Origin of the sequence: Aetokthonos hydrillicola CCALA 1050 (genome assembly GCF_017591665.1) — a bacterium.
Lineage (GTDB): Bacteria > Cyanobacteriota > Cyanobacteriia > Cyanobacteriales > Nostocaceae > Aetokthonos > Aetokthonos hydrillicola.
Window position 1 is genome coordinate 1 of sequence record NZ_JAAKGC010000094.1, and the last position, 24,816, is coordinate 24,816.

The following is a 24,816-nucleotide window of genomic DNA, read 5'->3' on the forward strand; positions in this document are numbered from 1 at the left end:
GAATTGTCTGCTCGTAGCGTTTGTTTTATCAGTTGTTGCGACGTTAGCCTTGGGTTGGCTTCTTCGGCACGTCGTTAGTCATGTCGATGGGTTTGGCGTGGCGTTTGGCGTGGCGGTAGGCGTGGCGATCCTGCGTCCAGAGAGTTGGGTTATGGGTTCACTTTTAAACCTGAGATTTCTCCCAAGTAGTAGCTGGTTATTCTCGCGCGTTACTCTGCTTCGTTTACCATATTTTGCTAAGCGTTTGCAAAATTGGTTGCAACAGGATTGGGAAGCAGGTGTGCATAATACTAATCAACTGTTAGCATATACCTTGCAATTTATTCCTGTTGTGCAAGCAGTTAATAGAGTACTTGCTATTACACCGTCAAACGAAATTATCTGGCGTATTTCTCAAATGGCTGAAGCACCTTTTGATTGGGAACTAGTCCGTTTTGCTTCAGCTTCTCTAAACAATGCTCTTATTTCAGAAAATATATCACGGTTGTGGTTCTTGCCGAAGCGATTATGGCAGAGCTATTTTTTCACAGAAACTCGCTTAGATACCCCTGCTCGTGCTACTGCTGCTGGTTTTTGGCACCTACATGAAAAGCAACCAGCAAAAGCTGAAACCGCTTTTGAAAAAGTGAAGTCTTTGCTTTACGGTGAGGAAATGTTCATCCTTGCCCAAATTTTAGCGGACTTTAGGAATGCCAAGAACACAGCTATTATTGCTACACTAAAATTACGTGCTTTCCCGCAAGAAACCCTTCTCCGTCCATCCACTTGGAAAGCTGTCACTAAACTCTATAGGGTCGTCGAAGATATCAAACCTGTTGAATACAGTGTGTCACGCGCAACTAGATCCTTCGCCCTCAATCGCGCACTAGGAGAACTTAAAAGCGTTTTAGACAGTGCCAATACCCTACCACAAGCAGAGCGATCGCTAATCGTAGAGATTGCCCAAACTTGGCAAACAGCATTGCTGGAAGTAGCTGGTGAGGTAGGTGAAATTTCGATCACCAAGCCTATTGCTAATCCCTACATCATAGGCGATCCAGTCGTAGGAGAACGCTTTGTTGGCAGGGAAGACGTGATGAGAGAGTTAGAGGAACTATGGATTACAGGTCATCAAGTTCAGTCTGTAGTTCTCTATGGTCATCGGCGGATGGGCAAAACTTCTATCCTTAAAAACGCTGCTAACAATCTTGGTTCAGAAATTAAGTTAGCTTACGTCAACCTTTTAGAAGTGGGAGATGCACCTCTAGCGGTTGGGGAGGTGTTAATTGCTATTACTGATGCAGTTTCTAGAGTCGTGAACTTGCAACCTCCTACAGATACAGAACTATTAAATTTTCCTCTACCTACATTTAGGCGTTATTTAGAACAGGTTATAGAAACTTTAGATCAAAAATCTTTAATTATTGCCTTAGACGAATTCGAGAAAATTGAAGATCTAATTGAAGGAGGAAAAATACCAAAAGATTTTTTAGGCTATTTGCGGGGATTGGTGCAAAAGAGTTCTCAACTTGCCTTCACTTTTGCTGGCTTACATACGTTAGAAGAGATGACAGCCGACTACTTCCAACCCTTCTTCGCCAGCGTAATCCCGATCCGTGTAGGCTTCCAAGAACGTGGAGCTACGCACCAAATTCTAGCAAACCCGGATCAAGATTTTCTCTTAGATTACACCCGTGAAGCGCTAGATAAAATTTACGACTTCACGCACGGTCAACCCTTTTTAGTGCAGTTGGTGGGTTTTCAACTTGTTCGCCATTACAATGATTATGTTTTTGAGCGAGGGCGATCGCGCAATCCTGTCTTCACTGTCGATGATGTAGAAAATGTGATCAATGACCCCGAATTTTTCAGGCGTGGACGCTACTACTTTGATGGTATTTGGGGTCAAGCTGCGCGAGGTGTTGCTGGACAACAAGCGATACTTAGCGCGATCGCTCCTTATCCACAAGGATTAAGTTTCGATGCTTTACGAGAGTGTACAGGTATTGATGACTTAACTTTACAAGAAGCACTAAATACCCTAAAGCGTCATGATGTTGTTGATGAAATTAATGCAAACTGGCGGATTACCGTTGAATTGTTTCGCCGTTGGGTTTGTGAACGGGTAGAGAAGGGTTAGGGTATAAGGAAAATTTATAGTGGTCTTGAGCTAGATAAGCTGCTGTGTAGCTCTCTTGTATAAGACACAAACGTAAAATTATTGTAGTGCGGGCATCTTGCCCGCGTGCCATGTAAAAATTAAATGCGCAACAGCTTATTCACAAGCGATCGCCACAACTGGGCTATGAAAGTCGTAAAAATGTTGGGTTTCACTCCGTACCCCTACGGGGAAGCAAGCTACAACCCAACCTACCACAGTTTAACCCTTTAGATTTTAACTGAATTGTATTGAGCGATCGCCCACAATAAATTATTTTTTTCCCTTTTCGCCGCTCTTTCTTACCGAAAACTTTACAAAAATTTACCATAATCTAATCATACGGCGTCTATTCTAGGCTTCTGGTAGACTTAACTTAATTCAACAATTCGCAAAGGAGAATTACACCAATGGGCGGCGAGATGTTTAATGCAGCTTTCCTGTGCTTCAGTTTAATCTTTGTAGGCTGGGCTTTGGGTGAGCTACTACTGAAAGTCCAAGGCGCAGAAAAAGAATCCCTCTAGAAAAGCGCTAATTGAGACGAGAGCCTGAGTCATAGTCTCTCTGTCTCTCTTAAAAACACCCCCACTAGCGGCACTCAGGAATCAAAGAAAAACTATTCCCCATGCCCCATGCCCCATGCCCCGTTTCTCTTAAGACAGTTTAAAATTCCGTAATCTTTGTTTGTATATTAGGATTCTGATAAGATTTAATTCATAAAACATTAATTTTTGTAAAAAACCCTCATGACTTTATTAATCGTTGGTGCCACTGGCACCTTGGGAAGACAAGTGGCTCGTCGTGCCATCGATGAGGGCTATAAGGTACGCTGTCTTGTTAGAAGCTCCAAAAAAGCCGCATTTCTTAAAGAATGGGGTGCTGAACTCGTATTAGGAGATATATGCTACCCCGACACCCTTACACCAGCACTTGAAGGTGTGACGGCAGTCATTGACGCAGCCACGTCTCGTCCCACAGATTCACAAAGTATTAAACAGGTAGACTGGGACGGCAAAGTATCTTTAATTCAAGCCTCTGTAGCTGCCGGTGTAGAGCGTTTTATCTTTTTCTCTATATTAGATGCCGAAAAATACCCAGAAGTACCGCTTATGGAAATTAAGCGGTGTACAGAGCTTTTCTTGACTGAATCTGGCTTAAATTACACAATATTGCGCCTAGCGGGTTTCATGCAAGGCTTAATCGGTCAGTATGGAATTCCGATTTTAGAAGGACAGCCAGTGTGGGTAACGGGTGCATCATCTCCCATTGCTTACATGGATACTCTAGACATTGCCAAGTTTACTATCAAAGCTTTATCCTTACCAGAAACAGAAAAGCAAGCCTACCCTGTAGTAGGAACTCGTGCTTGGAGTGCTGAGGAAGTTATTAAGGTATGTGAACGTTTGTCAGGAAAAGACGCTAGAATCACCAGAATGCCAGTCAACTTACTGCGTACTATGCGCGGTGTCCTACGGTTCTTTCAATGGGGCTGGAATGTTGCAGACAGACTAGCATTCACAGATGTACTGGCAAGTGGGAAACCACTAAATGCGCCAATGGATGAAGTTTACAAAGTTTTTCAGTTAGACCCAAGTGAGACAACTACTGTAGAAAGCTATCTACAAGAGTACTTCAGCCGCATTATGAGAAAGCTGAAGGAGCTAGACTACGAGAAAAATAAAACCAAAAAGCAGACCCAAAAAAGAAGTCCTTTTAAAAAGACCGAGTAGTGAAATGTAGAGAGAGGGGGTGTTTACGACCGGTCGAACGTGTTACTATTAAAATTGTCAATATAAAGACAGAAAACCCTAGCAACGCTGCGCGAAAGTCAAAAGTCAAAAGTCAAAAGTCAAAAGTGTTATAAATCAACCCTTATGGCTGTTTGAAATGGTTGCTTTATTTACGCCGCGCTGTACTAGCAATAGGGATATTAAGACATTTTAGTCTTAAAAATCTCTGTTCCTCTAGGACGGAGAGTGTCAAGACAAGACAGAGCATCGTCTAAAATTGGACATTTGAATGTGCCGAAAGTAGGCATTATATACAATGACGTAAAACCGATAGCGAATCGTATCGCTGTCGAACTTAAGGAAAAGTTCACCGCAGCTGGCTGGAATGTCTGCATCACAACTGGCGTCGGTGGAATGTTGGGCTATTCTACCCCAGAAAGTCCCGTATGCCATACTCCAATTGAGGGTCTAACACCACCTGGTTTTGACTCAGAAATGGAGTTTACAGTAGTGTTAGGTGGAGATGGAACTGTTCTAGCAGCATCTCGTCTAGTGGCTCCCTGTGGAATACCAATGCTAACTATAAACACTGGTCACATGGGGTTTTTGACGGAAGCTTACCTCAATCAACTCCCTGAAGCTATAGAGCAAATATTATCAGGGAACTATGAGGTTGAGGAACGAGCAATGCTCACTGTTAGAGTGTTTCGGGAAAACACCGCAATATGGGAAGCTCTTTGCTTGAATGAGATGGTGCTGCATCGGGAACCATTGACCTCTATGTGCCATTTTGAAATTGGAATAGGTCGTCATGCACTAGTAGATATTGCAGCTGATGGTGTCATTGTTTCTACACCGACAGGTTCAACAGCATATTCTTTAAGTGCAGGTGGTCCAGTTGTGACTCCTGGTGTACCTGTCTTGCAGTTAGTACCCATTTGCCCTCATTCTCTGGCTTCTAGATCTCTTGTTTTTCCAGATAATGAACCAGTTAATATCTTCCCAGTTAATACTCCTCGCTTGGTAATGGTAGTAGATGGGAATGGAGGGTGTTATGTTTTCCCAGAGGATCGGGTGAATTTAGAGCGATCTCAATACAGCGCTCGATTCATTCGCCTGCAATCTCCAGAATTTTTCAAAATATTACGAGAAAAACTAGGCTGGGGTTTACCACATATCGCCAAACCCACGTCTGTAGAGTTACCTTAGTACAGCTTTTTGTAAATTCCTAGGATTTACAGAAAACTATGCTTAAATCTTAATCCCTTATTTGTGGCTTATTGGCTACCCCTCATTCTCTAAAAAAGGATGAGGGTTTTTTTCTTTGACAGTAGCTTACGTAGGTAACGTAAGAACGATATTCATTGTGTTAAAAACTGCTCTAGATGAAATCAACTAAACAAACCATAAATCTTTATGTAAATTAGAGAAAATTTAATCAAATATTGTTTTTGTTAGTAATTTCTCTGAAAAATTAGGACTTAATAAAAATACTATATTTAGTTAGATTTAACATAACTTTTTTAGTTTAAAAATCTAGTAAAACTTCAATAAAATTGCCGATACATGACAAAAATCAACAATTCTATCGAGTAAATTAAGTCTATTAGTGACTAAACAAGAGTCACTTAAAGATATTCAAAAAAAGGATTTTTCAAAAGTGTATCCACCAGATTCAAAAAAAATAATACGTTATATCACCTCTACTCTTTCGTTATTAGCAGTGCTTACAGTTGGACAGATGTCCAAAGCTAATGCAGCTAGCATGACTTTCTCTGTAACTGGAACCAATTCAGTATCTAAGAATGCTCTGGCAGCATCAGTAGTCTTTGACAACTCACTTAATCCAGGTAAGCTAACAATTTCACTTAGTAATAACAAGGGTGTTTCCGTTCCTTCTGATGTTCTCACAGCAGTGTTGTGGGATTACAATGGCTCTCCTTTAAATTTAGGATTGTCTTCAGCTACAGCATCAAAAGTAACCGCAAACAACGGATCCAGCACAACAAATAATGTTGATCTTCTTGGCTGTCTTGACGAATGGCAATTTGCGTCTACTTCTAAGACTGCGGGATTTACAACAGGAGTTAACCAGCACTATGGTCTAGGAACTGCTGGCTTGGGTATTTTTGCTAGCAATGGGGGACAGCAATTCAATTACGGTATCATCGGCGGTTATAACTCGAACGCAAACCCTGCTGTCAAAGGGGGAACTTTTATCAACAATTCTGCCACCTTTGTTTTATCAAGTCTACCTACTAACTTTGATATCCAAAAGATTAGCAACGTTCGATTTCAGTATGGAACTAGTTTAACTGAACCTAGTATTGTACAAGCGCAAGGCAGTTATTATACTCCTCCTTCCCCACCTAAAAAAGTTCCTGAGTCTTCTACAGCAGCAGCTTTAGGCTTGTTTGCTTTGGTAGGTTTAGGGTTAAAAAAGAAAGTGGCAGTAGCACTTCGCTAGGGAGCATCCTAAATATTTGGCTTTATGATTTGGTAACGAGTAAAGCCCCTGACTTTTCACGCCATCTCTCTACGAGTGTGCTGGGTGTAGGACATTTCCCTAAACCCCACACTCTCTGACTTTTCCAGATCCTGTGAAAAGTCAGGTTTTACGGTGCGCTAATGCACCGAGAGCAATACTAATCCCATAGTGTAATTATATTACGTCAGGAAAATGAGTCGTAATTCCTCCTATGTATAAAGGTCTGAAAACTATTTTCTTAAGGTTACTTAGGTAACGGAAGAAAGATAATAATAATTCTCTGCAAAACTCTTCTAGATAAAATCAACTAAAAAAATTCTCAATCTTTAGGTAAATTCAAGAAAAGCTCATCAAAATCCGTAATTTTATGAGTGAGTATCTAAAAATACACTACTCAGCAAAAATGCTGGGTTTATTTTTGTTTAACGTATTTTCTTTGATGATAAATATCTAATTAAAGCTTTGAATAAATCACTAAATAAATCACTCATTTTTATGTTTTTTCAATTAAATTTAGCCTATGCAATGACTAAAAGAAAGTCAATTTTATATATTATACAAAAAGGATGGTTTAGCAAATGTATACACCAGATTCAAAGAAAATCATAGGTTACATTAGCTCTACTCTTTCGTTATTAGCACTGCTTACAGTTGGGCAGATGTCCAAAGCTAATGCAGCTAGTATAAGTTTCTCTGCAACCGGAACCAATAATTATGACCAAAAAATTCATAACGATCTGGGAGCATCAGTTGTCTTTGATGACTCACTCAACCCAGGTAAGCTCACAGTCTCTCTAACTAATAACCAATCTGTCTCGCTTCCTTCTGATATTCTCACAGCAGTGTTTTGGGATTACAATGGCTCTGCTTTAAATTTAAGCTTGTCTTCAGCTACAGCACCACAGGTAACCACACTAGACACTAAGACTACAACAAATCAAGTCAATCTTCTTAATGTCAATTCCTCTACAACTGATCCAGTTAAAGAATGGGCATTTGCATACAAGGGTGCAGGACTTAACCGAGGGACAGGTGACAGCGCAGTTAACCAACACTACGGTCTAAGTACTGCTGGCTTGAATATCTTTAGCTTCCCCAAGACTGGACAGCAAATGAATTACGGTATCATCGGCGGTTATAACTCTGACGCAAACCCTACCGTCCAAGGGGGAACTTTTATTAATAACTCTGCGACTTTTGTTTTATCAGGTTTGCCTACTAACTTTGATATCCAAAAAATTGGCAACATCCGATTTCAATATGGCACTGATTTAAAGGAACCTAGCACTTCACCTCAAAAAGTTCCTGAGTCCTCTACAGCAAAAGCTGTAGGCTTGTTTGCTTTGATTGGGTTAGGGTTAAAAAAGAAGGTCGCGGTAGCACTTCACTAACTTTGACGATCGCTGACAATACGCACTGGTTCGTAGTTGCGCTTAAGAGCGTTCGGCATCCTCACGGATACGAGCAAAGACGCAACTACGACATTTTTCTGATAAAATTTCTAAAGTCGATACTGAAAAGCTATATAGAATGGTACGAAGGCTGTCGAGTGAGGATTGATCCGTCATCCAAAACCCGCAAATTACACTTCTAGCTGAATCAAAAATTGATATGACGCTTGCTCAGAGTCCTTGTGTTTTGGTGATTGAAAGCGATGAGAGTCTAGCAAATCAGCTGGCTTTTGATCTGAAAGAAGCTGGCTATGACTCGGTTATAGCTCACGATGGTACCAGCGGTGTGCAACACTGTCGCGATCGCCAACCTGCTTTAGTCGTAATAGATAGAATGCTGGCAGGAGAATCGGGACTTGCTTTATGCAAAAGTATCAGAAATGGGGGTATGCGATCGCCAGTGCTTATATTAATGGCACGAGATACGGTGGATGATCGCGTAGCGTGTCTAGAAGCTGGAGCCGACGATTACATCTTGAAGCCTTACCGCTCAGAAGACTTTTTAAACTTGATTCGCCTCTACTTAAAACCTGAAGTTGACAATACAGAACAGCTCCGCTTCGGCGAGCTAGTTCTAGATATATCAACCCGTCGCGTCCTAAATAATGGACGGGCTATTGATTTGACAATGAAGGAATTTGAACTGCTAAAGTATTTAATGGAACACCCCCGTGAAGTATTAACCCGCGAGCAAATTCTCGAAAATGTTTGGGGTTACGACTTTATGGGTGAATCGAATGTTATAGAAGTATACATTCGCTACCTGCGCCTCAAAATTGAAGAAGACGGTCAAAAGCGTTTGATTCAGACAGTCCGTGGCGTTGGTTATGTATTAAGAGAATCTTAAATTTTATGTTTAATTATCAAAGTTTTCTTCCTCTTATATTAGCTATTCTTATAATTGGCTGTTCCTCTCCAACACCCGCAGTGACTTACAGCGATTCCTCTGGTTCTCAAGCACAGTCTGGCAAAAATGCTGGTCAACAACTACCAATTACAGGTAGAGCTGTTGTTCCTAATGGAACAAAACTTGATCTCGAAGTAGCGCGAACAGAACAAGAGCAAGAGATGGGGTTAATGTATAGACCCGCTTTACCAAACAATAGAGGTATGTTGTTTCAGTTCCGATCAGCACAACCAATAAGTTTCTGGATGAAGAATACATACGTACCACTAGATATAGTTTTTATGCGGAAAGGAGTTGTGCAGTATATCGCTTCTGCTGTACCCCCTTGTACTAACGATCCCTGTCCTACCTATGGTCCCAAATTACCCGTAGATCAGGTTATTGAACTGCGTTCTGGACTAGCATCTGAATTGGGTTTGAAGATAGGCGATCCTATTAAAATTGAGTTTCTTAAATAGGGAATAGGGCATGGGGCATAGGGCATAGGGCGTAGGGAACTAAATCTTGGTAAGTACTTGCAGACAATTAACCTTGTCTCCACGTTGGCTGAAATACTTGTGGAACCGTGATTCCAGCTTCAAGAAATATATTAAATAATTTTGTGTGAGTACTTAGATCCAATGCCCTATGCCCTATGCCCTATGCTCTCATTGCTAGCTAATAACCAGCAAAAACGCACATATAAAAAATTCTTGTAAAAAGAATATCATTCCGGCTGATAAATCGGGAAGTTTTTACGATACAATCTATCACAAGTGTTCCCAGAATAAGACTGTTCTGCATCTGAGGCAGTATCGACGATTGAGAGTTTAGATTTGTAAAAATCTACCTTTTGGCGTAAGTGGAAAGAGTCGTCAATAAGGCACCATGGGCTATGGAATCTTTCTTAAGACCAATTGAGTTAACTGAACTACACAAGTAAAAAAAGATAATACCCCTTTCGTCCAAAAAAGTGTTGCTTGTTGCTTCAAGCAAATGGGTGGCACTAGACTCTATAATTCCTTCATTGCTCTAGCTTGAAAAACCACATAAACCTTACCAGTGGAGTGGATACCAAGTATGAGCACAGTCATACACACAATAGTGCTAGCTGACTATTTCAAAAATGAGGAATTAGCGTATAACACAATACTTTACTTAAGTAGTGAGATACAAATGTACAACGCAACTTATTCTCGGCTTATTCGTTTCCTACAAGAAGATTTAGCTATTTCCGCAGCTTCGATTGCGGTAGCTCTTCGTCACACCAAACAAGATCCTGGTCCTTTACCTATGATTCTTTTACAATATGGGCTAATTACTTTAGAACAGCTAGATCAAATTTATGATTGGCTAGAGACTGTATGAGTAGATTAATTGAGGAGAAAGAAATATGCCATATCATATCCGCCTTTGGCAAAGGCTGATATTCTACTCACTTACTCACACATCTATAGAGCGGATCGGCGATTCAAATGCAGTCCGCTCTTTTAATTTTTGTGTCACAAGCTGATCAATCTGATTTTGTTGTTTGCTGGTCAGTAACATGATTTAAAGACCAACGATGATCAACGTTTACAGAGGAAAATTGGCAGCTTTCTTCCAATTGCTTTTGTTGAGCTACCGCTTTACGAAGCGTAATAATTAGCTGATTCACCTGATACCGCAAATCTGGGTTATCATTGACTGCTAACAAAGTTTGTCTTTCTAGCAGTTGCAGTATAAGTTCGTAGTGGATCGGTGAAGGCAAAGGAATTGGCTGCATGAATAAAAATGTATACGATGGATGGTTTCAAACGGTTGTTTGCCAATAATTAAATTTTTACATAAATTAATATTTTTTGTGGAAATCTACTACAGAGTACAGCGAAATGAAGAGTTCAGGAGTCTTAAAACAGTGAACAGCAAACAGTTATCAGTTATCAAGGTCTATGGTGCGGTGATAACTCATAACTGATAACCGACTCCTGAATTCCAACTCCTTGCTTATGAACGCCTTGGCAAAATACGGGCTATCGCTAACTCAGGATCTGGCTGTTTTACTAAAAACTCTCCAATCAGGACGGCAGATGCTCCTGCTTGTTCTACCATAGACACATCATTCTTGTTATATATACCCGACTCACTAACCACCAAAATGTTCCGTTCCTGCAATTGCTTCTCCCTAGCTGCTAATAATTCGCAAGTAGTTTCTAACCGAACAGAAAAATCTTCTAAGTTACGGTTATTAATCCCTACTAAGGAGACATTATCAATCGCTAACACACGGTCAAGTTCTTCTAGAGTGTGAACTTCTATCAAAGCTGTCATTTTTAAAGCTTTGGCAATTTTGATGAAGTATTCTAGATCTTGATCACTAAGTATAGCTGCTATCAATAATACAGCATCTGCTCCTCGAATACGAGCTAGGTACATTTGGTAAGGATATATAACAAAATCCTTACAGAGTAGCGGTAAATTAACTGCCTGGCGAATTTTAGCTAAGTTGTCGAAGCTACCAGAGAAAAACTTTTCGTCTGTGAGTACTGAAATACAACTAGCACCACCTTGCTGGTACTGAAGCGCGATCGCTACCGGGTCAAAATCTTCCCTTAACAAACCTTTACTAGGTGAAGCTTTTTTTACTTCAGCAATCAAAGCTGGCTTTGTCACACCTTGTCGCAGCGCAGCCAAAAAATCAAGGGGAGGTGGCGAAGTTAGTACTTGACGTTGCAGCTCACCTAAAGGTAGCTTTTCTCGCATTTTCTCAACTTCTTCTTCTTTGTGCCAAACAATCTCCTCTAAAATATTTTGTGGTTCTAGGTCAGGTATGGCAGGCTGATACTGCAAAATAGATACAGTAATAGTTGGGTTAGGTGGACGGCGGCGGATTTGCATAATTAGGGCATGGGGCATGGGGCATGGGGCAAATGGGCGTGGGGCAAATGGGCATGGGGCAAATGGGTATGGAACTGGGAAGGACTATGCGCTATTCAATTTCTTCCAGCCTTTAATATTTACCTATGTAATTCTCTCCTATAATCTATGCCCTATGCCCCATGCCCTATCCCACTGCTCGTTTGTAAGCTTCATCCAGAACTTCGGAAAGTGTTGGATGGGCGTGAACTAAATGGGCTAGGGTGTATACAGTTTGACGGTTGGCGATCGCGGCTGAGGCTTCGTGAATTAAGTCTGAGGCGTGCATTCCAAAAATGTGGACTCCTAAGACTTCACCTGTGTCTTGGCGATAAACAACCTTCGCAATACCATCACTTTCGGCTTCTGCGAGTGCTTTAGAATTACCTTTAAAGTAGCTTCTGGTTGTTGCAACTTCAAACCCTTCTACACTACCTTTTTCCTTTGCTGCTGCTTCAGTCATACCCACATAGCTAATTTCTGGGTGAGTAAAAGCTGCTGCTGGAACACTCTGGTAGTCTGCTTCTTTGCGACGTCCACAAATATTTTCTACTGCTACGATCCCTTGTGCAGAGGCAGCGTGAGCTAACATCATTTTGCCGTTGGCATCACCAATTGCCCATAGATGAGGTACAACTTCACCTGCCGATAGTACAGACATACTATCATTAACAGGGATAAAATTCCTCCTGTCAAGTTCCACACCAACAGACTCTAAGCCCAAATTTTGTGTAGCTGGTATCCTTCCTGTAGCGACTAAGCAAGCATCTACTTCTAAAACGTCCACAAATTCCTTGGTTTTGAAGTCCGCTAATTCAATTACCACTGGTGAACCTGGGATGACTTTTCGAGCGTATATTCCTACATAAGTTTCAATATCGCGGGGAGTAATCAGCACTCTTTCAGCCAGTTTAGCAATATCACGGTCAAATCCTGGCATAAGTTGGTCTAAGGCTTCAATCATCGTGATTTCACAGCCTAAAGCCGAGTAAACATCAGAAAATTCTAAGCCGATGTAACCGCTACCGATAATTGCCACCCAGTCTGGTAGCCATTCTAATTTTACACCTTGGTCGCTGGTAAAAACTGTTTTACCGTCCACCTCAATACCAGGAGGAACAAAGGGAACAGAACCAGGGGAAAGAATGATATCTTTTGCGGTGATGCTTTTTTCGCCGCTGTCTGTGATTACAGTCACTTTTTGTATTCCAGCGACTTTCCCCCAACCGCGAATAATATCAACTTTCAAGCGTTTGAGGCTATTGGTTAAGTCGCCTTGAATTTTATCTACCAGATTTTTAGCATGGTTGGAAATTGCTTGCCGATCAAACTCTACACCTGAGAGTTGAATTCCCAGAGTTTTAAGATGGTGAGCATCTCTTAACTCTCGCACACGTCCAGATGCTGCTAGTAAAGCCTTAGAAGGAATACAGCCTCGATTGACACATGTTCCACCCATGTCAGCTGCCTCAATAATGGCTGTCTTTAGACCACAGCTTACAGCATGTAAAGCTGCGCCGTGTCCGCCTACTCCAGCGCCTATAATCACTAAATCATAATCAAATTCCTGACTCACATTAGTTTCCCCGTCGTGTGCTTCATCTATTTTAGTGTTAACTGCTCGCCCAATCAGAGCAAGTTTTTTAATTCTAGGCGCTTATTCAGTTATCAGTGATCAAGTCTACGGTATGGTGTTCACTGATAACTGGTAACTGATAACTGATAATTGTTGTGTGATGGTAACAAAAGACATTGAAGCTCTAAAGTTATTCAAGTAACATAATGTACTGTTAAACAACACCCTGGTTACGGTTATGTCTACTAAACAGCGTCCCTCCTTAGAAGAGCAACTGGCTTGTTTAGATCGTTCACAAACCCAAAAGCTGCTAGAGAACTTAGTAGCAAAGCATCCAGAACTCATAGAGGACATTGATCTTGAAATTAGTTTGATAAGTAACTCTGCACTTACTAAAAAAACTTCAAACTTTGCAAACAACAGTAGCATCGATACAACACCCTTTAAGCGCCAGGTGCGGCAAATTCTCAGAGACGCGGTACGCTTTTGGGAAGAAGGATGTGAAGATGATCCCCTCAGCGAGGAATTGCTAAATATCATTCAAGTTGCTGTGGATTTTAGCGAAAGGGGCGATACTAACAATGCGATCGCCATTCTCGAAGTGATTACTTCTACTTGTGTAGAATATTGGGATGATGTCGCCGATTACGGTGCTGAAAATGAAGAAATTGTTCAAGACTTGAACGAGGCTTGGTGTGAAGCAATTTTAAGTGATGAGCCGACACAAGAAGAAAAAGTTGATTTAAAAGTCAGCTTAGAAAGATGGCAACAGGAGTGGGATGCTGATTTTGGCTTAGCCTTAGAAGCTTTGGATCAAGGATGGAGTTACTCACCACTGATGGAAGTTTTGCAAGGCAATATTACAGAACAGGGTGCTTGGGACAAAGAAGCTCCAGACTATGCTAATGATTTAGCGCTCATTCGCTTAAAAATTCTTGAACGTGAGGAGCGTTATCAAGAATACTTATTTTTGGCACAAGCTGAAGGGCAAACTCAGCAATATCTGACGATGTTAGCTCAGTTAGGGCGTATTGAAGAAGCCATTGCAGCAGCACAAACCAAAACGACTTCAATGGATGAAGCTTTTGCTTTAGCTAAAAAACTCAAAGAGCAAGACGCACTACCACAAGCCCTAGATATTGCTCAGATGGGGCTAAAGTTGCCTGGTAGCTACCACTACGATTTGGGAACATGGACAAGTGATTTAGCCGAGCAGTTGGGAGATCACCAGGCGGCTTTATCTGCTAAGGTTGTTGCTTTTCAAGCTAGACCCTCTTTTCAAGACTACCAAAAGATAGAAGACTTGGCTGGTGAGAACTGGGCAGGTATAAAGCAGGATTTGTTAAATATACTTTATATTCATGGTGCATGGGGAATTGAAGAAGCAAAGGTAGATATTTTCCTACATGAGGGGTTGATTGATGATGCGATCGCTACTGTTGCTGATCTCAGTTCTTACTATTCAAGTATAATTCGTAAGGTTATGGACGCTGCCATATGTCACAATCCTGACTGGGTAATAGCAGATGCCCGTCGCCGTGCCGAGACGATTATGGATGCAGCTAAAACAGAACAGTATTGTTACGCAGTAGAGTGGTTAAAAAAAGTACGATTAGCCTACTTGGAATCTGGCAGGGGATCAGAGTGGTCAAATTATCGCTCACAATTAATGGAAACCCACGCTCGTAAATACAAGTTAATGGGCTTGTTCAAGCAAAGAGATATGGAATAAGGAGTCAGTTGTCAGTTACCAGTAAACAGTTATCAGAACACCATACTGCCTTGATAACTGATAACTGATACCTGATAACTGATAACTGTATTTGGGCATCCTAAAAATATATACTCCAATCTGTTTGCCAGCCATGTCAAAGTTGATGCTGATCGCCCAAGCCCAGAGGCTCAAGACTACCAAAGTATCTCAGCAGACACCAGCAAATCCTCCTCCGGTATCTCCGTTTTTAGTGTTTACTTCTGGAGTACTAGCTTTAGTAATTATTGTTTTGGTTGTGTACGGCAAATATCAATTGAAAAAGCTAGAGAAAAAACTTAAGTTTGAGAAATTCCGGTCGAGAGAAATAGAGAAAAAGTTTAAACTAGCTCTAGAGACGATTCGTAAGATGGAAACTAATCCCGATTTGATTAACTCACGGGAATTTAACCTTGATTATCTGCGAATGCGGATGTCAGAGGAAGTTTTTCATTTTGCAATTATTAATCAAGTCAAAATTAAGGTTAAAGAAAAAATCTCACAAGCACTCCGCCCTAGTCAAGCTCAGCAAGGAGTAGTCGGTATTGCCAGCGTGGGAAGGCAAGTCGATGAGCTTTTTGATGTGGAGTACGAAACTGGAACTCCACCAAATATTAGCAAGCGCGTGTTGTTCCGCATTCAAATCCGGTTAATGAAGTTACCAACCCAAGCAACTTCTGCTACTATTAGCCAAATTATTGATTGTGTTGAAACTTACCTTAGTCCTGCTGATGATGAGGGAACTTGGCAGCCGACAATTCAAGGTAGAATTGCTTATATGGAATGGGACCAAAAGGCTAAGCCGACTCCTTTGTTGGTACTAGAGCAGTCTAACGAGGGCGTAAATGTCACTTTCCGCACCAATCGCGCCTCGAATGCTCCAATACCACCAAAACAATCCCAGGAAAAAGCTAAAAAATAACCTTGCTGCCTCCTGATTGCTATTCTCTTTTAATGAAGATTCTTAACACGCGGCTCGTAGCTTGTAACTTTACTTTGAGAATCGTTAACTAAAATACCATCCTCCATATCCATAATACGATCAGCTATGTCTAAGATGCGGTTATCGTGAGTGACTAATAATATAGAAGTTCCGTGTTCTCTAGCAAGAGACTGCATTAATTCTACGATGGCACGTCCCGAGTATTTGTCTAAGGCTGCTGTGGGTTCATCAGCTAGTACCAATGGTGGATTATTTACCAAAGCACGCGCGATCGCTATTCTTTGTTTTTGTCCACCAGAAAGATTCTCTGGGTAGTAATTAATTTTTTCTCCTAATCCAACAGCCTTCAGCATCGCTTCAGATTTCCGAATCGCCTCTTCAGGAGAAATATACGGATTTAATTCCACAGCCATTTGTACATTTTGCCTAGCTGTTAAGAACTCTAGTAAGTTGTGAGCTTGAAAAATGTACCCAATCTTTCGCCGTATACTCACAAGTTTAGGCTGGCTAGCTCTAAATAACTCTTTTCCTAAAAACTTCAAACTACCTTCTTGTACAGATCTTAACCCACCAATTAAACTCAGTAATGTTGTTTTACCTGAACCTGATGGTCCAGTCATAATCACAATTTCCCCTGGATAAATTTCTAAATTAATATCAAATAAAATTTGTCTTTTCAATGCACCTTTACCATAATAATGGTTAAGATTCTGAATCGAAATTACCGGTAACACTTCTTTGCTCATAATAAAATTGTTACTTGTTAATTCACTACTCATATAAACTTCTTCGCTAACCCCAATGCCCCATGCCCCATGCCCCATGCCCCATGCCCCATACCCCATGCCCCATGCCCCATATTAAAAAATATCCGCCGGATCAGCAGATTTTAACTTCCGAACTGCAATAGCACCAGAAATAAAGCACATTAAAATAGTTAATATGAGTACAAAAATGAGACGTCCAAAACTCATAAAAACTGGTAGAAGAGTAGCTTGTCTTGCTGCCGTGTACAAGAACATTGAAAAAGCGAATCCTGGCATATATCCCAAAAATGCCAAAATAAAAGCTTCCTGTAAAATAACAATCAGCAAATATTGTTGTGTGTAGCCGATTGCTTTGAGGGTAGCGTACTCAGCTAGATGATCTACAACTTCTGTATAAAGTATTTGATACACAATCACAGTTCCCACAATAAAACCCATGATTGTCCCTAGTGTGAAGATAAATCCAATCGCTGTACTACTTGCCCAAAAATTCCTCTCAAAATCAACGTATTCTTCTTTTGTAAAGACTTTAACATCTTGAGGTAGATAATTCTTTAACATCTGAGCAACAACATCAACATTAGATCCTGGTTTTAATTTAATTAATCCAATTTCAATTAATCCTCGCTGATGATTATTAAACATTCTGAGAAAATTGACATCACTCGTAATTAAATTACCATCTGCTCCAAACGATGCCCCCAAAGTAAATAAACCACCAACCTTTATCCGTCGCCTTCTGACTTCAGCTGTTACATTTTTTCCTTGCTCGAATTCACTAGCAATTGGCCCATACTCTTTTCTGGAAGAACGATCAAATAAAACGACATCAGATAGTTTTATTTTCTCTAAATTTTCAGCAACTCCAGGTAAATTAAATGGGTTCATTTCTGGGTTGAATCCAATGACTAGAATATTCCGATAACCACCTGTTACGGGATTTTTCCAGCTTGCGTAGTCTGTATATATAGGTTGTACAGATTCCACTTGTGGTACATCTAGCGCTTTATACAAACGTCTTTGAGAAAAACTTTTCATTAACAGTAAAGCGCTAGATTGACGGTTAATAAGAACAATGTCACCCTGCAAACTGGAATGTAATCTAACGTTACTAAAATACAGAGAGTCCTGGAAACCGATCTGCATGAACATGAGAATGTCGGCAAAGGCAATTCCTGCCAACGCTACAGCTAATCGAGTTTTTTCTCGTTTCAGTTGCAGCCAGGCTAGAGGTATTTTGCCCAGCATATTTTATATCTCCTTCGAGAGTGTTAAATACTAATATCAATAACTACTTGAGCGTTAGTTAAGCCTGAAACTCGTTCACTATCTTTTTGAGAAACGGCTATTTTAACTTCTACTACTCTGGCATCAATATTTGCTGCGGGATCTGTATTCAAAACATCTTTTTTACCAATTGTTCTACCAATCTGAAAGATAGTTCCCTGCAATTGACCATTAAAAGCTCCATAGTCACTGCTAATCGTCGCTTGTTGACCAAGGCGAACTTTACCAATACTATCTTCAGGAACTTCAGCAACAACAATCATCTGATTAGTTTGTCCAATCTCCGCAATACCATCTGGCTTCAAACTTTCTCCCGCCTTAGTGTGAATTTTTAAAATTTCTCCAGAGATAGGAGCTTTAACGTAGCTCAACGCGAGATCTGCTTCGGCTTTTCTTAACTGTGCGATCGCATTAGTCACTTGAGACTGTGCTATTTCCACATCAGTGGGACGCACGTCTAAAAGTCTGTTGTATTTAGCTTTTTCTTCATCAATTTGCTTTTGTAGCGTTGCTATAGTTTTATTTCGGGTTTCTTTAGCTTCAACAAGTTGCTGCTGTAAAGTTTGTACCGCTTTTAGCTGGTTAGCTCTAGCTTCAGTAACTTGCTGTTGTAAGGTTGCGATACTTTGTGAGAGATTAGCCTGGGTTTCAGTAACCTGTTGAGTGTTAATCTCTGCACTTAAGCGTTTCGTATCAAGCACTTGCTTAGAAATTGCACCTTGTTGGTATAAAGATTCATAGCGTCCAGCATCAACCACCGCATTGTCCGCTTGTGCTCGCGTTCTTTGTAGCGTTGCTCTTAAGATATCTCGTTGTCCTTCCAGTTGCGCTTGTAGACGATGAACAGTTGCAACAGTCGCAGTTGCCTCTCCTCGTAACTGTGCTTGTAAACGAGCGATTGTCGCCTGCTGGCTGTTCCTTTCTCCTTGCAACTGAGCTTCGAGGCGATCAATCACCGCCCTCTGAGCTTGAATGTCTCTTGGTCCCCCAAGTTTTACATTTGTTAAGTTACCACGAGTTTCTTGCAGTTTTGCTTTTGCTTGTTCAACTGCAGCTTGGTTAGTAGAGAAACTATCCAAAATAGCAATCAGTTGACTTTTTTTTACCTGCTCTCCCTCTCTCACAAAAATTTGCTCAACTCGTGAAGTTCCTTGCAGCCCCGTTGGAGCAGAGAGTTTAATAACTTCACCTCGCGGTTGTAAACGACCCAACGCATTTATACTAGTGACGGCTGGTGTACTTGCTACAGGTTCATTTACTTTGGTAATCTGCTCTAATTTGACCTTAGCTAGCACTCCAGCAGCAATGACAACTGGGAGCATAATGAGCACCCACCAAACCTTGGGTTTCTCAACTGGTTGCTCTGTTAACCTTGGCTTCTCACTTACCCTTGACATGGTATGTTGCTCGTTTATCTGAGTTTTGCTGATCGAAGTAAAAAAGCGATTTAGGCACAGAAAACAGTCAACAGTAAACAGTTATCAGTGATCAAGGCATATGGCACTGTGATAACTGATAACTGATAATTGATAACTGTTCAGTAACTGACGCTAAAGTTCAACTCTTGAACAAAAAGTCAAGAGATAAAGATCGAATCACTTATGGGGTTGACAAATTCAATTAACAACTAAGCAGAGGATGACAAAATTTCCTGATTCTAAGATAATTTATACCAGCTTTTTGAAAGATATAATAACAAATGCTTTCCTAAATCTGGTTATACAAATTCAGTTTGTTGGGGTAATGCTGTAGAGTTTAATAGCACTGTCATCAACAATAGTCTACCTCGATTTTGAATTTAGTTAGTCACTAACTTATTACTATTTGTCAAATTCAGTATTCTTGACATTCACAATTCCCTTAACTTTATGGCCGATTTACTAGCAGAGTTGGTCACTTGCACCGTATAAAGCAACAAACTGTTTTCGGATAACCAATCCAAAGACTTTACTCTACGTTAAATAAATTGTATATTCATTAGTTACTGGAAAACGTAACAGAACCTACAGAGGAGAAAATTTTCTCAAATAGAATTTATAGTGTAGTTCTTAATACTTGGAAATTCTAAACTACTTCTAAAAGCTCACTCAATACTACCCATACGTGGATGAAATTTGACAAAATTTGGATTAGATATTGAGCCGATTAATCATACTAATTATGCTTTTAACAGTGTCTATAGATTCACTAAAAGTGGGGCATTCGTCTTCCAAAGCGTAAGACATTGCTGTAACAAATTCTTGATATTCATTAGCGTATAAACAATCATCTTCTAGTGTTAGCAGCATTTTTTCTAACAATTCAACTTCGGAGTTTGCTAATGATTTAATTCTTCCTCTGTCGTTATCTATATCTTTTCGCATCACACCAACAACTAAATCCGAAAAGCTTGAATAATTAAAAATTACATCTCTTAATGCTGTTAAATCATATAAATGGCGAATAAGAGACGGATCATCTTTTTCACTACCTCTGTTTCTAGATAATACTCGCCAAGTTAAAGCACTTAGTTTCTCTGCTGCTGTTTCTATAGGTGAAACACAAGCCATTAAAGGAACTTCTGGTGGTTGATCCATTGCTTGAGCGATAAAAGACTGTAAAGATCTTTCCTCAGCAGGCAACGTAGGCAAAATAAAATTAACCTCTAACTTTATATAGGGCCGAAGTGCCGCAGCTATGTAAAAATTTTCTTTATAGCGAAGGTTGCAAGTAAATTTACGATTGGCATTTTCAGACTTTGGTTCGCCCTCTAATGACCATTCTGAACTACTACCACGGATTACTTCAACAATTTGCTTTCGGTAATTACTACACTCATTCCGTGTAGGATTTGCTTTTGGCAAAATTACTTTGAAATCAAGGTCTTCCGAAAAACGTTTAATAAGTCCAAACCCTTTTGATAAGCTGGTTCCCCCTGCAAAAACTAACTGCACACCAAAATCATTGACAGCTTTCAAGGATGCAATTATCCGCATAGCGTACCAATCCTTCTCAACAAATGAAGGATCAACACCAAGATCACTGGCAATAACTTCTACAAGGTTTGGGTCAAGAAACGTATTCAAAGGTTACATATTTACCGTCGTAACCAATTTTACGTGAAACTCGTCCTTTCACGCCAACAACTCGTCCAGTTGGAACTTGCGTTGTACGTCCTTGACTATAAGCTTGATCATAGCTTGATGCCACAACTTCGATCTGCAATTTTTTTAGAGCTTCAGTTGCTAGTTCACGTAAACCTCTACGGGGAACTATACGCTTTGATAAAGGAGAAAATGCAGCTTTAGCGTAAAGCCCATAACCAATTTTTACAATTTTACCTTTTTTTACTAATTCCTTAAGACTACGCCCAATTTGAGTGTAGCTAGCAATGTCTACAAAATCCTTACGCATAAAGACATCGCGATCACTATTATCAATTCGACGAGTGATTCTATCTTCTACTGTGTTAGGGGTTTTCATCTTTTTAGTCTCCCCTGACGAGGATTAAGTGAAGTAGTAAAGGCTTACTGGGAGATTTAATGGGTTTTATTAGCTCACAACATAATGATAAAGCAGGTTTGTTGAATTATGTAACTTAATTCAAAAAATGTCGCGCTCTGCCCCTCATGCTGCGCAACGCTTACGCCAGCCCCAAGATTTCCAGAACGACGAAACGCTCTTGAAACAAAGACAAGCTGTTTTCTTGTTTCTCACCAGTACCTAATAGTAGTAATAGTCAGGATAATATAACGTTACTATTACGGCATATCGAAAAGTAAAGTTGTCATATAGTGTTCTGCCCAAGCCGGACCAAAGGCTTTTTCTAGTACACGGCGGGTTTTGTCGTTTTTCTGTTGTTTGGTGCAGTAGTTTCGCTGTCCTTCTAGAATTTGCGCCTTTTGTTCTGGTGAAACAGGTTCAGAGGCGATCGCATTTTGGCAATGAATCTCTAAAAATTCCCCAACGCGCTCAAGAAACATAGCTTCTTCTTCAACAGATGTCGGGCGAATGAAGATGCAAAATTCCGAAAAGATATCCCCCCAATCAGGCAACTCCCGAGGTTGGGAAAAGTTGAGTTTTTTAAGAGCAGAAAGTTTCGAGTTATAAGACTCTGGTAAAATTCGCCCAGGTTTAACTGGAGAAAGATCAATAATCGCTGCACTAATTTGACCCCTACCACCAACTAAATCACACCCAAACATTGGCAGATCGTATTCTGGGTACGGAAACATAACACAGTGCAAAATGTCAAGCGTATTTCCAACTTTTGCCAGTTCTAAATGTGTTTTCCGGAAATGGGGTGTTTGATAACAACGATTTTCAATTGTCAGTTTCTCGCCTTCTAGTTTGCCCTCCACATACCCCAGATCGGCAGGTAAGTTATAAGGCGACAGTTTGAAGTGCTTATGCCAAGCAGCTTCAATACAATCAGCAAGTTGACGAATTAGGGGATGTTGTTGCTGGCGTAGCGATGAGGCAGAAGTCGTTGACATAATCGAGTGAACAAATGTTATTTAGTCAGTTTAACGCTCCTCATGCCTCACAGAATCGATCTTGCAACACAATATTAAGAGGGATCTCCCTGCTCTCTACTCCCTGTTCATGTCATCAAACAGTTCTAATAGCCCTATTGTGCCTACAAAAAAAGTATAAGTGCCATATTTTAATGGTATTTTGCCTTTTGAAGGTGCATAAACAAGTGCTATCACTCCCTCGATGAAATGAGCTATCACAGCAAAACGCTCGAGACAAAAAATTGGATGAAGGTAGCTCGGGACTTCAACCTCATTCATAACAGCATAAATATTCCACAATTCTAAGCCAAGTGCGCCTGTTATGAGGAGGGTAGAAATAATTTTGACTAAAGGGAAAATTTTTTTCTTTATATTCAAGTACATAAATCAGTTCGCCACCATCCCTTCAACAAACTTCAGTTCACCGTGGTTAAGAGTCCAACAACAATCTGCGATCGCCAATAAATCTCCAGCGTCATGTGTCACTACTAACAGAGTCCAATCTTTTTTCAACTTTGCTAGTAAAGTTACCAGTTGGCGACGCATTGACCAATCCAATCCTGCTGTTGGTTCATCCAACAATAATAAATGTGGCTGACGGATCAACTGTACCGCTAATGCTAGACGCCGTTGTTGACCACCACTTAAAGCTGATGGCGGTTGATTAAGTGATAATTCCTCTAATCCTACTTCACTAAGTGCGTGCTTTACTCGCTCTGTTCCTATTTCTGGATGTCCTAAACGTAATTCTTCTAAGATAGTCCCGCCACAAAAATGTCTTTCAGGAAACTGAAACACTATCCCAGCCAGTTGCTGCAGCTGTTCATCTATAAGCGCTTGTTCCCGCCAGAAAACCCCACCAGATGTTGGTTCGGCTAGTCCAGACAAAATTTCCAGTAACGTACTTTTACCAGAACCACTTGGTCCAATAATTAAACCCAGGTTTTGGGGTGCTAAATCTAAATTAATTGATTTGAGAATTGCTGTCGGGGAAGCTGTAGGGTGATAAACGAGATTTCTAAGATGAAGCATTTGATAAAATTACCAATAAGTCAGCAAGTGACCGATTAATGACACTGCTATTCACTATAAACAGAACACCCAAAATTGAGCGCCCATAACTTAGGCTAACACCGACTATCCAGCATCAGGAATTATCAGGGAACTTGGAAAACCAAACAGAGTCAAAATATGTATAAATTTTTGCTACAACAGAGACGATACTGCGTTAATCATCTCTGCCATACTAAGTAACATATATAACTATGAAAATGGTAATTACTCTGGGAGGATCAATGACTGAGTATTTTTCAGTTCGCCTGCCAATTGTATCCACAAGACTCGCTAAGCTATCAAACATAGTTCTTGCCACGGCTTTTGCACTTAATATAACGGTAAGTCCTTCTCTTGGTGCGGATCCTTTTCGGACTAGTCAGCCTCGTAAAATTGGAAACCAAACAGAGGCAGCATTTAAAGCTATTTTTCAGCAAGGCAATTATCAAGCAGCAGAACGTTACGTCCAACAAGCGCTATTAGCAGAACCAAACGAACCTTTAGCTTATGCAATTAAGGCTTCATTGGCATACACAAATCAAGATTGGGCTACCCTTGACACCTACAGTAAGAAAACCTTGGAAACTGCACAAAAGCTCATTACCAGTGATCCGTTACGTGGTAACTTATACACTGCTGTTGGTCATTTTTTAGAGGGAGCAGTCATTCTTAGTCGTCAAGGTACAGTTAGCGGTGCACCTCAAGCGTTAGATCATCTGCGTCAAGTCTATGAGTCTTTAGATAAAGCCGAAGCAATTTCAAGTAATGATCCTGAAGTGAATTTACTCAAGGGCTACATGGATTTAATGATAGCCGTGAATTTGCCTTTTGCTAACCCACAGCAAGCAATTGAACGCTTAGAAAAAAATGCAGCTCCTCGGTATCTAGTAGATCGAGGGATTGCCATAGCCTACCGAGATCTAAAGCAATACAATCAAGCAATAGATTATGCAAATCGCGCTCTCAAGGCAACATCCGACAACCCAGAGCTATATTATCTCAAAGCGCAAATCCTTAAAGCGCAAGCAAGAAAAGACAAAAATCAGCTTTTAATGCAAGAAGCGATTACTGATTTTGACAAAGCGCTCGCAAAAAAATCTCAATTACCCAATGGCTTGGTAAAACAAATTGAACGCGAACGTCGTAATGCTTCTGTTCCACCTAGTTGATGATGGGCATGGGGCATGGGGCATGGGGCAACGGGCATGGGGTAATGGGAGGACAAAGTGTGTAAGCTGCTGCGCAGCTTGATTGTATAATGTGGGATTAAGTAAACAAGCGATCACTACTCGACATATGCCAGCAAAAAACCATCTCTCTCAAGAGCAGAAGGAGAGGCTATTAAAAACGTTAAAAG

At 40.6% G+C, this 24,816-nt stretch carries 23 protein-coding genes; 12 read left to right on the plus strand and 11 right to left on the minus strand.

What is annotated here, in order from left to right; all coding sequences use genetic code 11:
• From G4P69_RS39595 to G4P69_RS29695, 9 genes are all read left to right on the plus strand, one after another.
• A partial coding sequence (locus G4P69_RS39595; RefSeq protein ID WP_243903091.1) for an AAA family ATPase occupies positions 1-2,119 on the plus strand: 2,119 nt, incomplete at its 5' end.
• Positions 2,120-2,547: 428 nt separating this feature from the next.
• The gene (gene petM, locus G4P69_RS29660; RefSeq protein ID WP_208346436.1) at positions 2,548-2,661 is read left to right on the plus strand and encodes a cytochrome b6-f complex subunit PetM; all 114 of its coding nucleotides are present in this window, start codon (positions 2,548-2,550) and stop codon (positions 2,659-2,661) included.
• Positions 2,662-2,883: 222 nt separating this feature from the next.
• Positions 2,884-3,867 carry an SDR family oxidoreductase gene (locus tag G4P69_RS29665; protein WP_208353052.1) on the plus strand — a complete coding sequence of 328 codons (984 nt, stop codon included), beginning with the start codon at positions 2,884-2,886 and terminating at the stop codon, positions 3,865-3,867.
• A gap of 291 nt (positions 3,868-4,158) precedes the next feature.
• The gene (locus tag G4P69_RS29670) at positions 4,159-5,076 is read left to right on the plus strand and encodes an NAD(+) kinase (RefSeq protein ID WP_208353112.1); all 918 of its coding nucleotides are present in this window, start codon (positions 4,159-4,161) and stop codon (positions 5,074-5,076) included.
• A 451-nt stretch (positions 5,077-5,527) separates the two neighbouring features.
• Positions 5,528-6,334 (plus strand): XDD4 family exosortase-dependent surface protein, encoded by an 807-nt coding sequence (locus tag G4P69_RS29675; protein WP_338001575.1) that lies wholly within the window; start codon positions 5,528-5,530, stop codon positions 6,332-6,334.
• 599 nt (positions 6,335-6,933) lie between these two features.
• A complete protein-coding gene (locus G4P69_RS29680; protein ID WP_243903092.1) occupies positions 6,934-7,746 on the plus strand; it encodes an XDD4 family exosortase-dependent surface protein in 813 nt (270 codons plus the stop codon).
• Between the two features lie 220 nt (positions 7,747-7,966).
• Entirely contained in the window at positions 7,967-8,653 is a 687-nt protein-coding gene (nblR, locus tag G4P69_RS29685; RefSeq protein ID WP_208353055.1) for a response regulator transcription factor NblR, read from the plus strand.
• 5 nt (positions 8,654-8,658) lie between these two features.
• The gene (locus G4P69_RS29690) at positions 8,659-9,171 is read left to right on the plus strand and encodes a DUF192 domain-containing protein (protein WP_208353058.1); all 513 of its coding nucleotides are present in this window, start codon (positions 8,659-8,661) and stop codon (positions 9,169-9,171) included.
• Between the two features lie 697 nt (positions 9,172-9,868).
• Positions 9,869-10,060 (plus strand): DUF2949 domain-containing protein, encoded by a 192-nt coding sequence (locus G4P69_RS29695; protein WP_208353121.1) that lies wholly within the window; start codon positions 9,869-9,871, stop codon positions 10,058-10,060.
• Between the two features lie 145 nt (positions 10,061-10,205).
• Here the strand turns inward: G4P69_RS29695 and G4P69_RS29700 are convergent, their stop codons facing one another.
• The 3 genes from G4P69_RS29700 to lpdA all read right to left on the minus strand — a co-directional run bounded on the left by G4P69_RS29700 (position 10,206) and on the right by lpdA (position 13,163).
• Complete coding sequence (locus tag G4P69_RS29700) at positions 10,206-10,457, minus strand: DUF5340 domain-containing protein (RefSeq protein WP_208353063.1); 252 nt, start codon at positions 10,455-10,457, stop codon at positions 10,206-10,208.
• A 221-nt stretch (positions 10,458-10,678) separates the two neighbouring features.
• A complete protein-coding gene (gene trpC, locus G4P69_RS29705; RefSeq protein WP_208353124.1) occupies positions 10,679-11,569 on the minus strand; it encodes an indole-3-glycerol phosphate synthase TrpC in 891 nt (296 codons plus the stop codon).
• A gap of 166 nt (positions 11,570-11,735) precedes the next feature.
• On the minus strand, positions 11,736-13,163 hold the full coding sequence (lpdA, locus tag G4P69_RS29710) for a dihydrolipoyl dehydrogenase (RefSeq protein WP_208353066.1): 1,428 nt from the start codon (positions 13,161-13,163) through the stop codon (positions 11,736-11,738).
• Positions 13,164-13,401: 238 nt separating this feature from the next.
• Between lpdA and G4P69_RS29715 the strand changes: the two genes are divergently transcribed.
• Positions 13,402-14,895: an SWIM zinc finger domain-containing protein gene (locus G4P69_RS29715; protein ID WP_208353068.1), complete on the plus strand. Its 1,494-nt coding sequence runs from the start codon at positions 13,402-13,404 to the stop codon at positions 14,893-14,895.
• Positions 14,896-15,040: 145 nt separating this feature from the next.
• Entirely contained in the window at positions 15,041-15,835 is a 795-nt protein-coding gene (locus G4P69_RS29720; RefSeq protein WP_208353135.1) for a hypothetical protein, read from the plus strand.
• 29 nt (positions 15,836-15,864) lie between these two features.
• Here the strand turns inward: G4P69_RS29720 and G4P69_RS29725 are convergent, their stop codons facing one another.
• From G4P69_RS29725 to G4P69_RS29760, 8 genes are all read right to left on the minus strand, one after another.
• Positions 15,865-16,635 (minus strand): DevA family ABC transporter ATP-binding protein, encoded by a 771-nt coding sequence (locus tag G4P69_RS29725; protein WP_390693409.1) that lies wholly within the window; start codon positions 16,633-16,635, stop codon positions 15,865-15,867.
• Between the two features lie 81 nt (positions 16,636-16,716).
• Complete coding sequence (devC, locus tag G4P69_RS29730) at positions 16,717-17,871, minus strand: ABC transporter permease DevC (protein ID WP_208353071.1); 1,155 nt, start codon at positions 17,869-17,871, stop codon at positions 16,717-16,719.
• Between the two features lie 23 nt (positions 17,872-17,894).
• A complete protein-coding gene (locus G4P69_RS29735) occupies positions 17,895-19,307 on the minus strand; it encodes an HlyD family efflux transporter periplasmic adaptor subunit (RefSeq protein ID WP_208353074.1) in 1,413 nt (470 codons plus the stop codon).
• Between the two features lie 732 nt (positions 19,308-20,039).
• Entirely contained in the window at positions 20,040-20,975 is a 936-nt protein-coding gene (locus tag G4P69_RS29740) for a nucleotidyl transferase AbiEii/AbiGii toxin family protein (RefSeq protein WP_208353076.1), read from the minus strand.
• Positions 20,959-21,372, minus strand: coding sequence for a DUF6088 family protein (locus G4P69_RS29745; protein ID WP_208353088.1), 414 nt, complete (start codon positions 21,370-21,372; stop codon positions 20,959-20,961). The genes G4P69_RS29740 and G4P69_RS29745 overlap by 17 nt, the downstream gene beginning before the upstream one ends.
• Positions 21,373-21,650: 278 nt before the next feature.
• Positions 21,651-22,385, minus strand: a complete 735-nt coding sequence (locus G4P69_RS29750; RefSeq protein ID WP_208353099.1) for a phycocyanobilin:ferredoxin oxidoreductase — start codon at positions 22,383-22,385, stop codon at positions 21,651-21,653.
• A 96-nt stretch (positions 22,386-22,481) separates the two neighbouring features.
• Entirely contained in the window at positions 22,482-22,790 is a 309-nt protein-coding gene (locus G4P69_RS29755; RefSeq protein ID WP_208353102.1) for a hypothetical protein, read from the minus strand.
• Between the two features lie 3 nt (positions 22,791-22,793).
• Positions 22,794-23,438 carry an ABC transporter ATP-binding protein gene (locus G4P69_RS29760; protein ID WP_208353104.1) on the minus strand — a complete coding sequence of 215 codons (645 nt, stop codon included), beginning with the start codon at positions 23,436-23,438 and terminating at the stop codon, positions 22,794-22,796.
• Positions 23,439-23,701: 263 nt separating this feature from the next.
• Here G4P69_RS29760 and G4P69_RS29765 point away from each other — a divergent pair, with 263 nt between their 5' ends.
• A complete protein-coding gene (locus G4P69_RS29765; RefSeq protein ID WP_208353106.1) occupies positions 23,702-24,628 on the plus strand; it encodes a Sll0314/Alr1548 family TPR repeat-containing protein in 927 nt (308 codons plus the stop codon).
• The last annotated feature ends 188 nt before the right edge of the window (positions 24,629-24,816 follow it).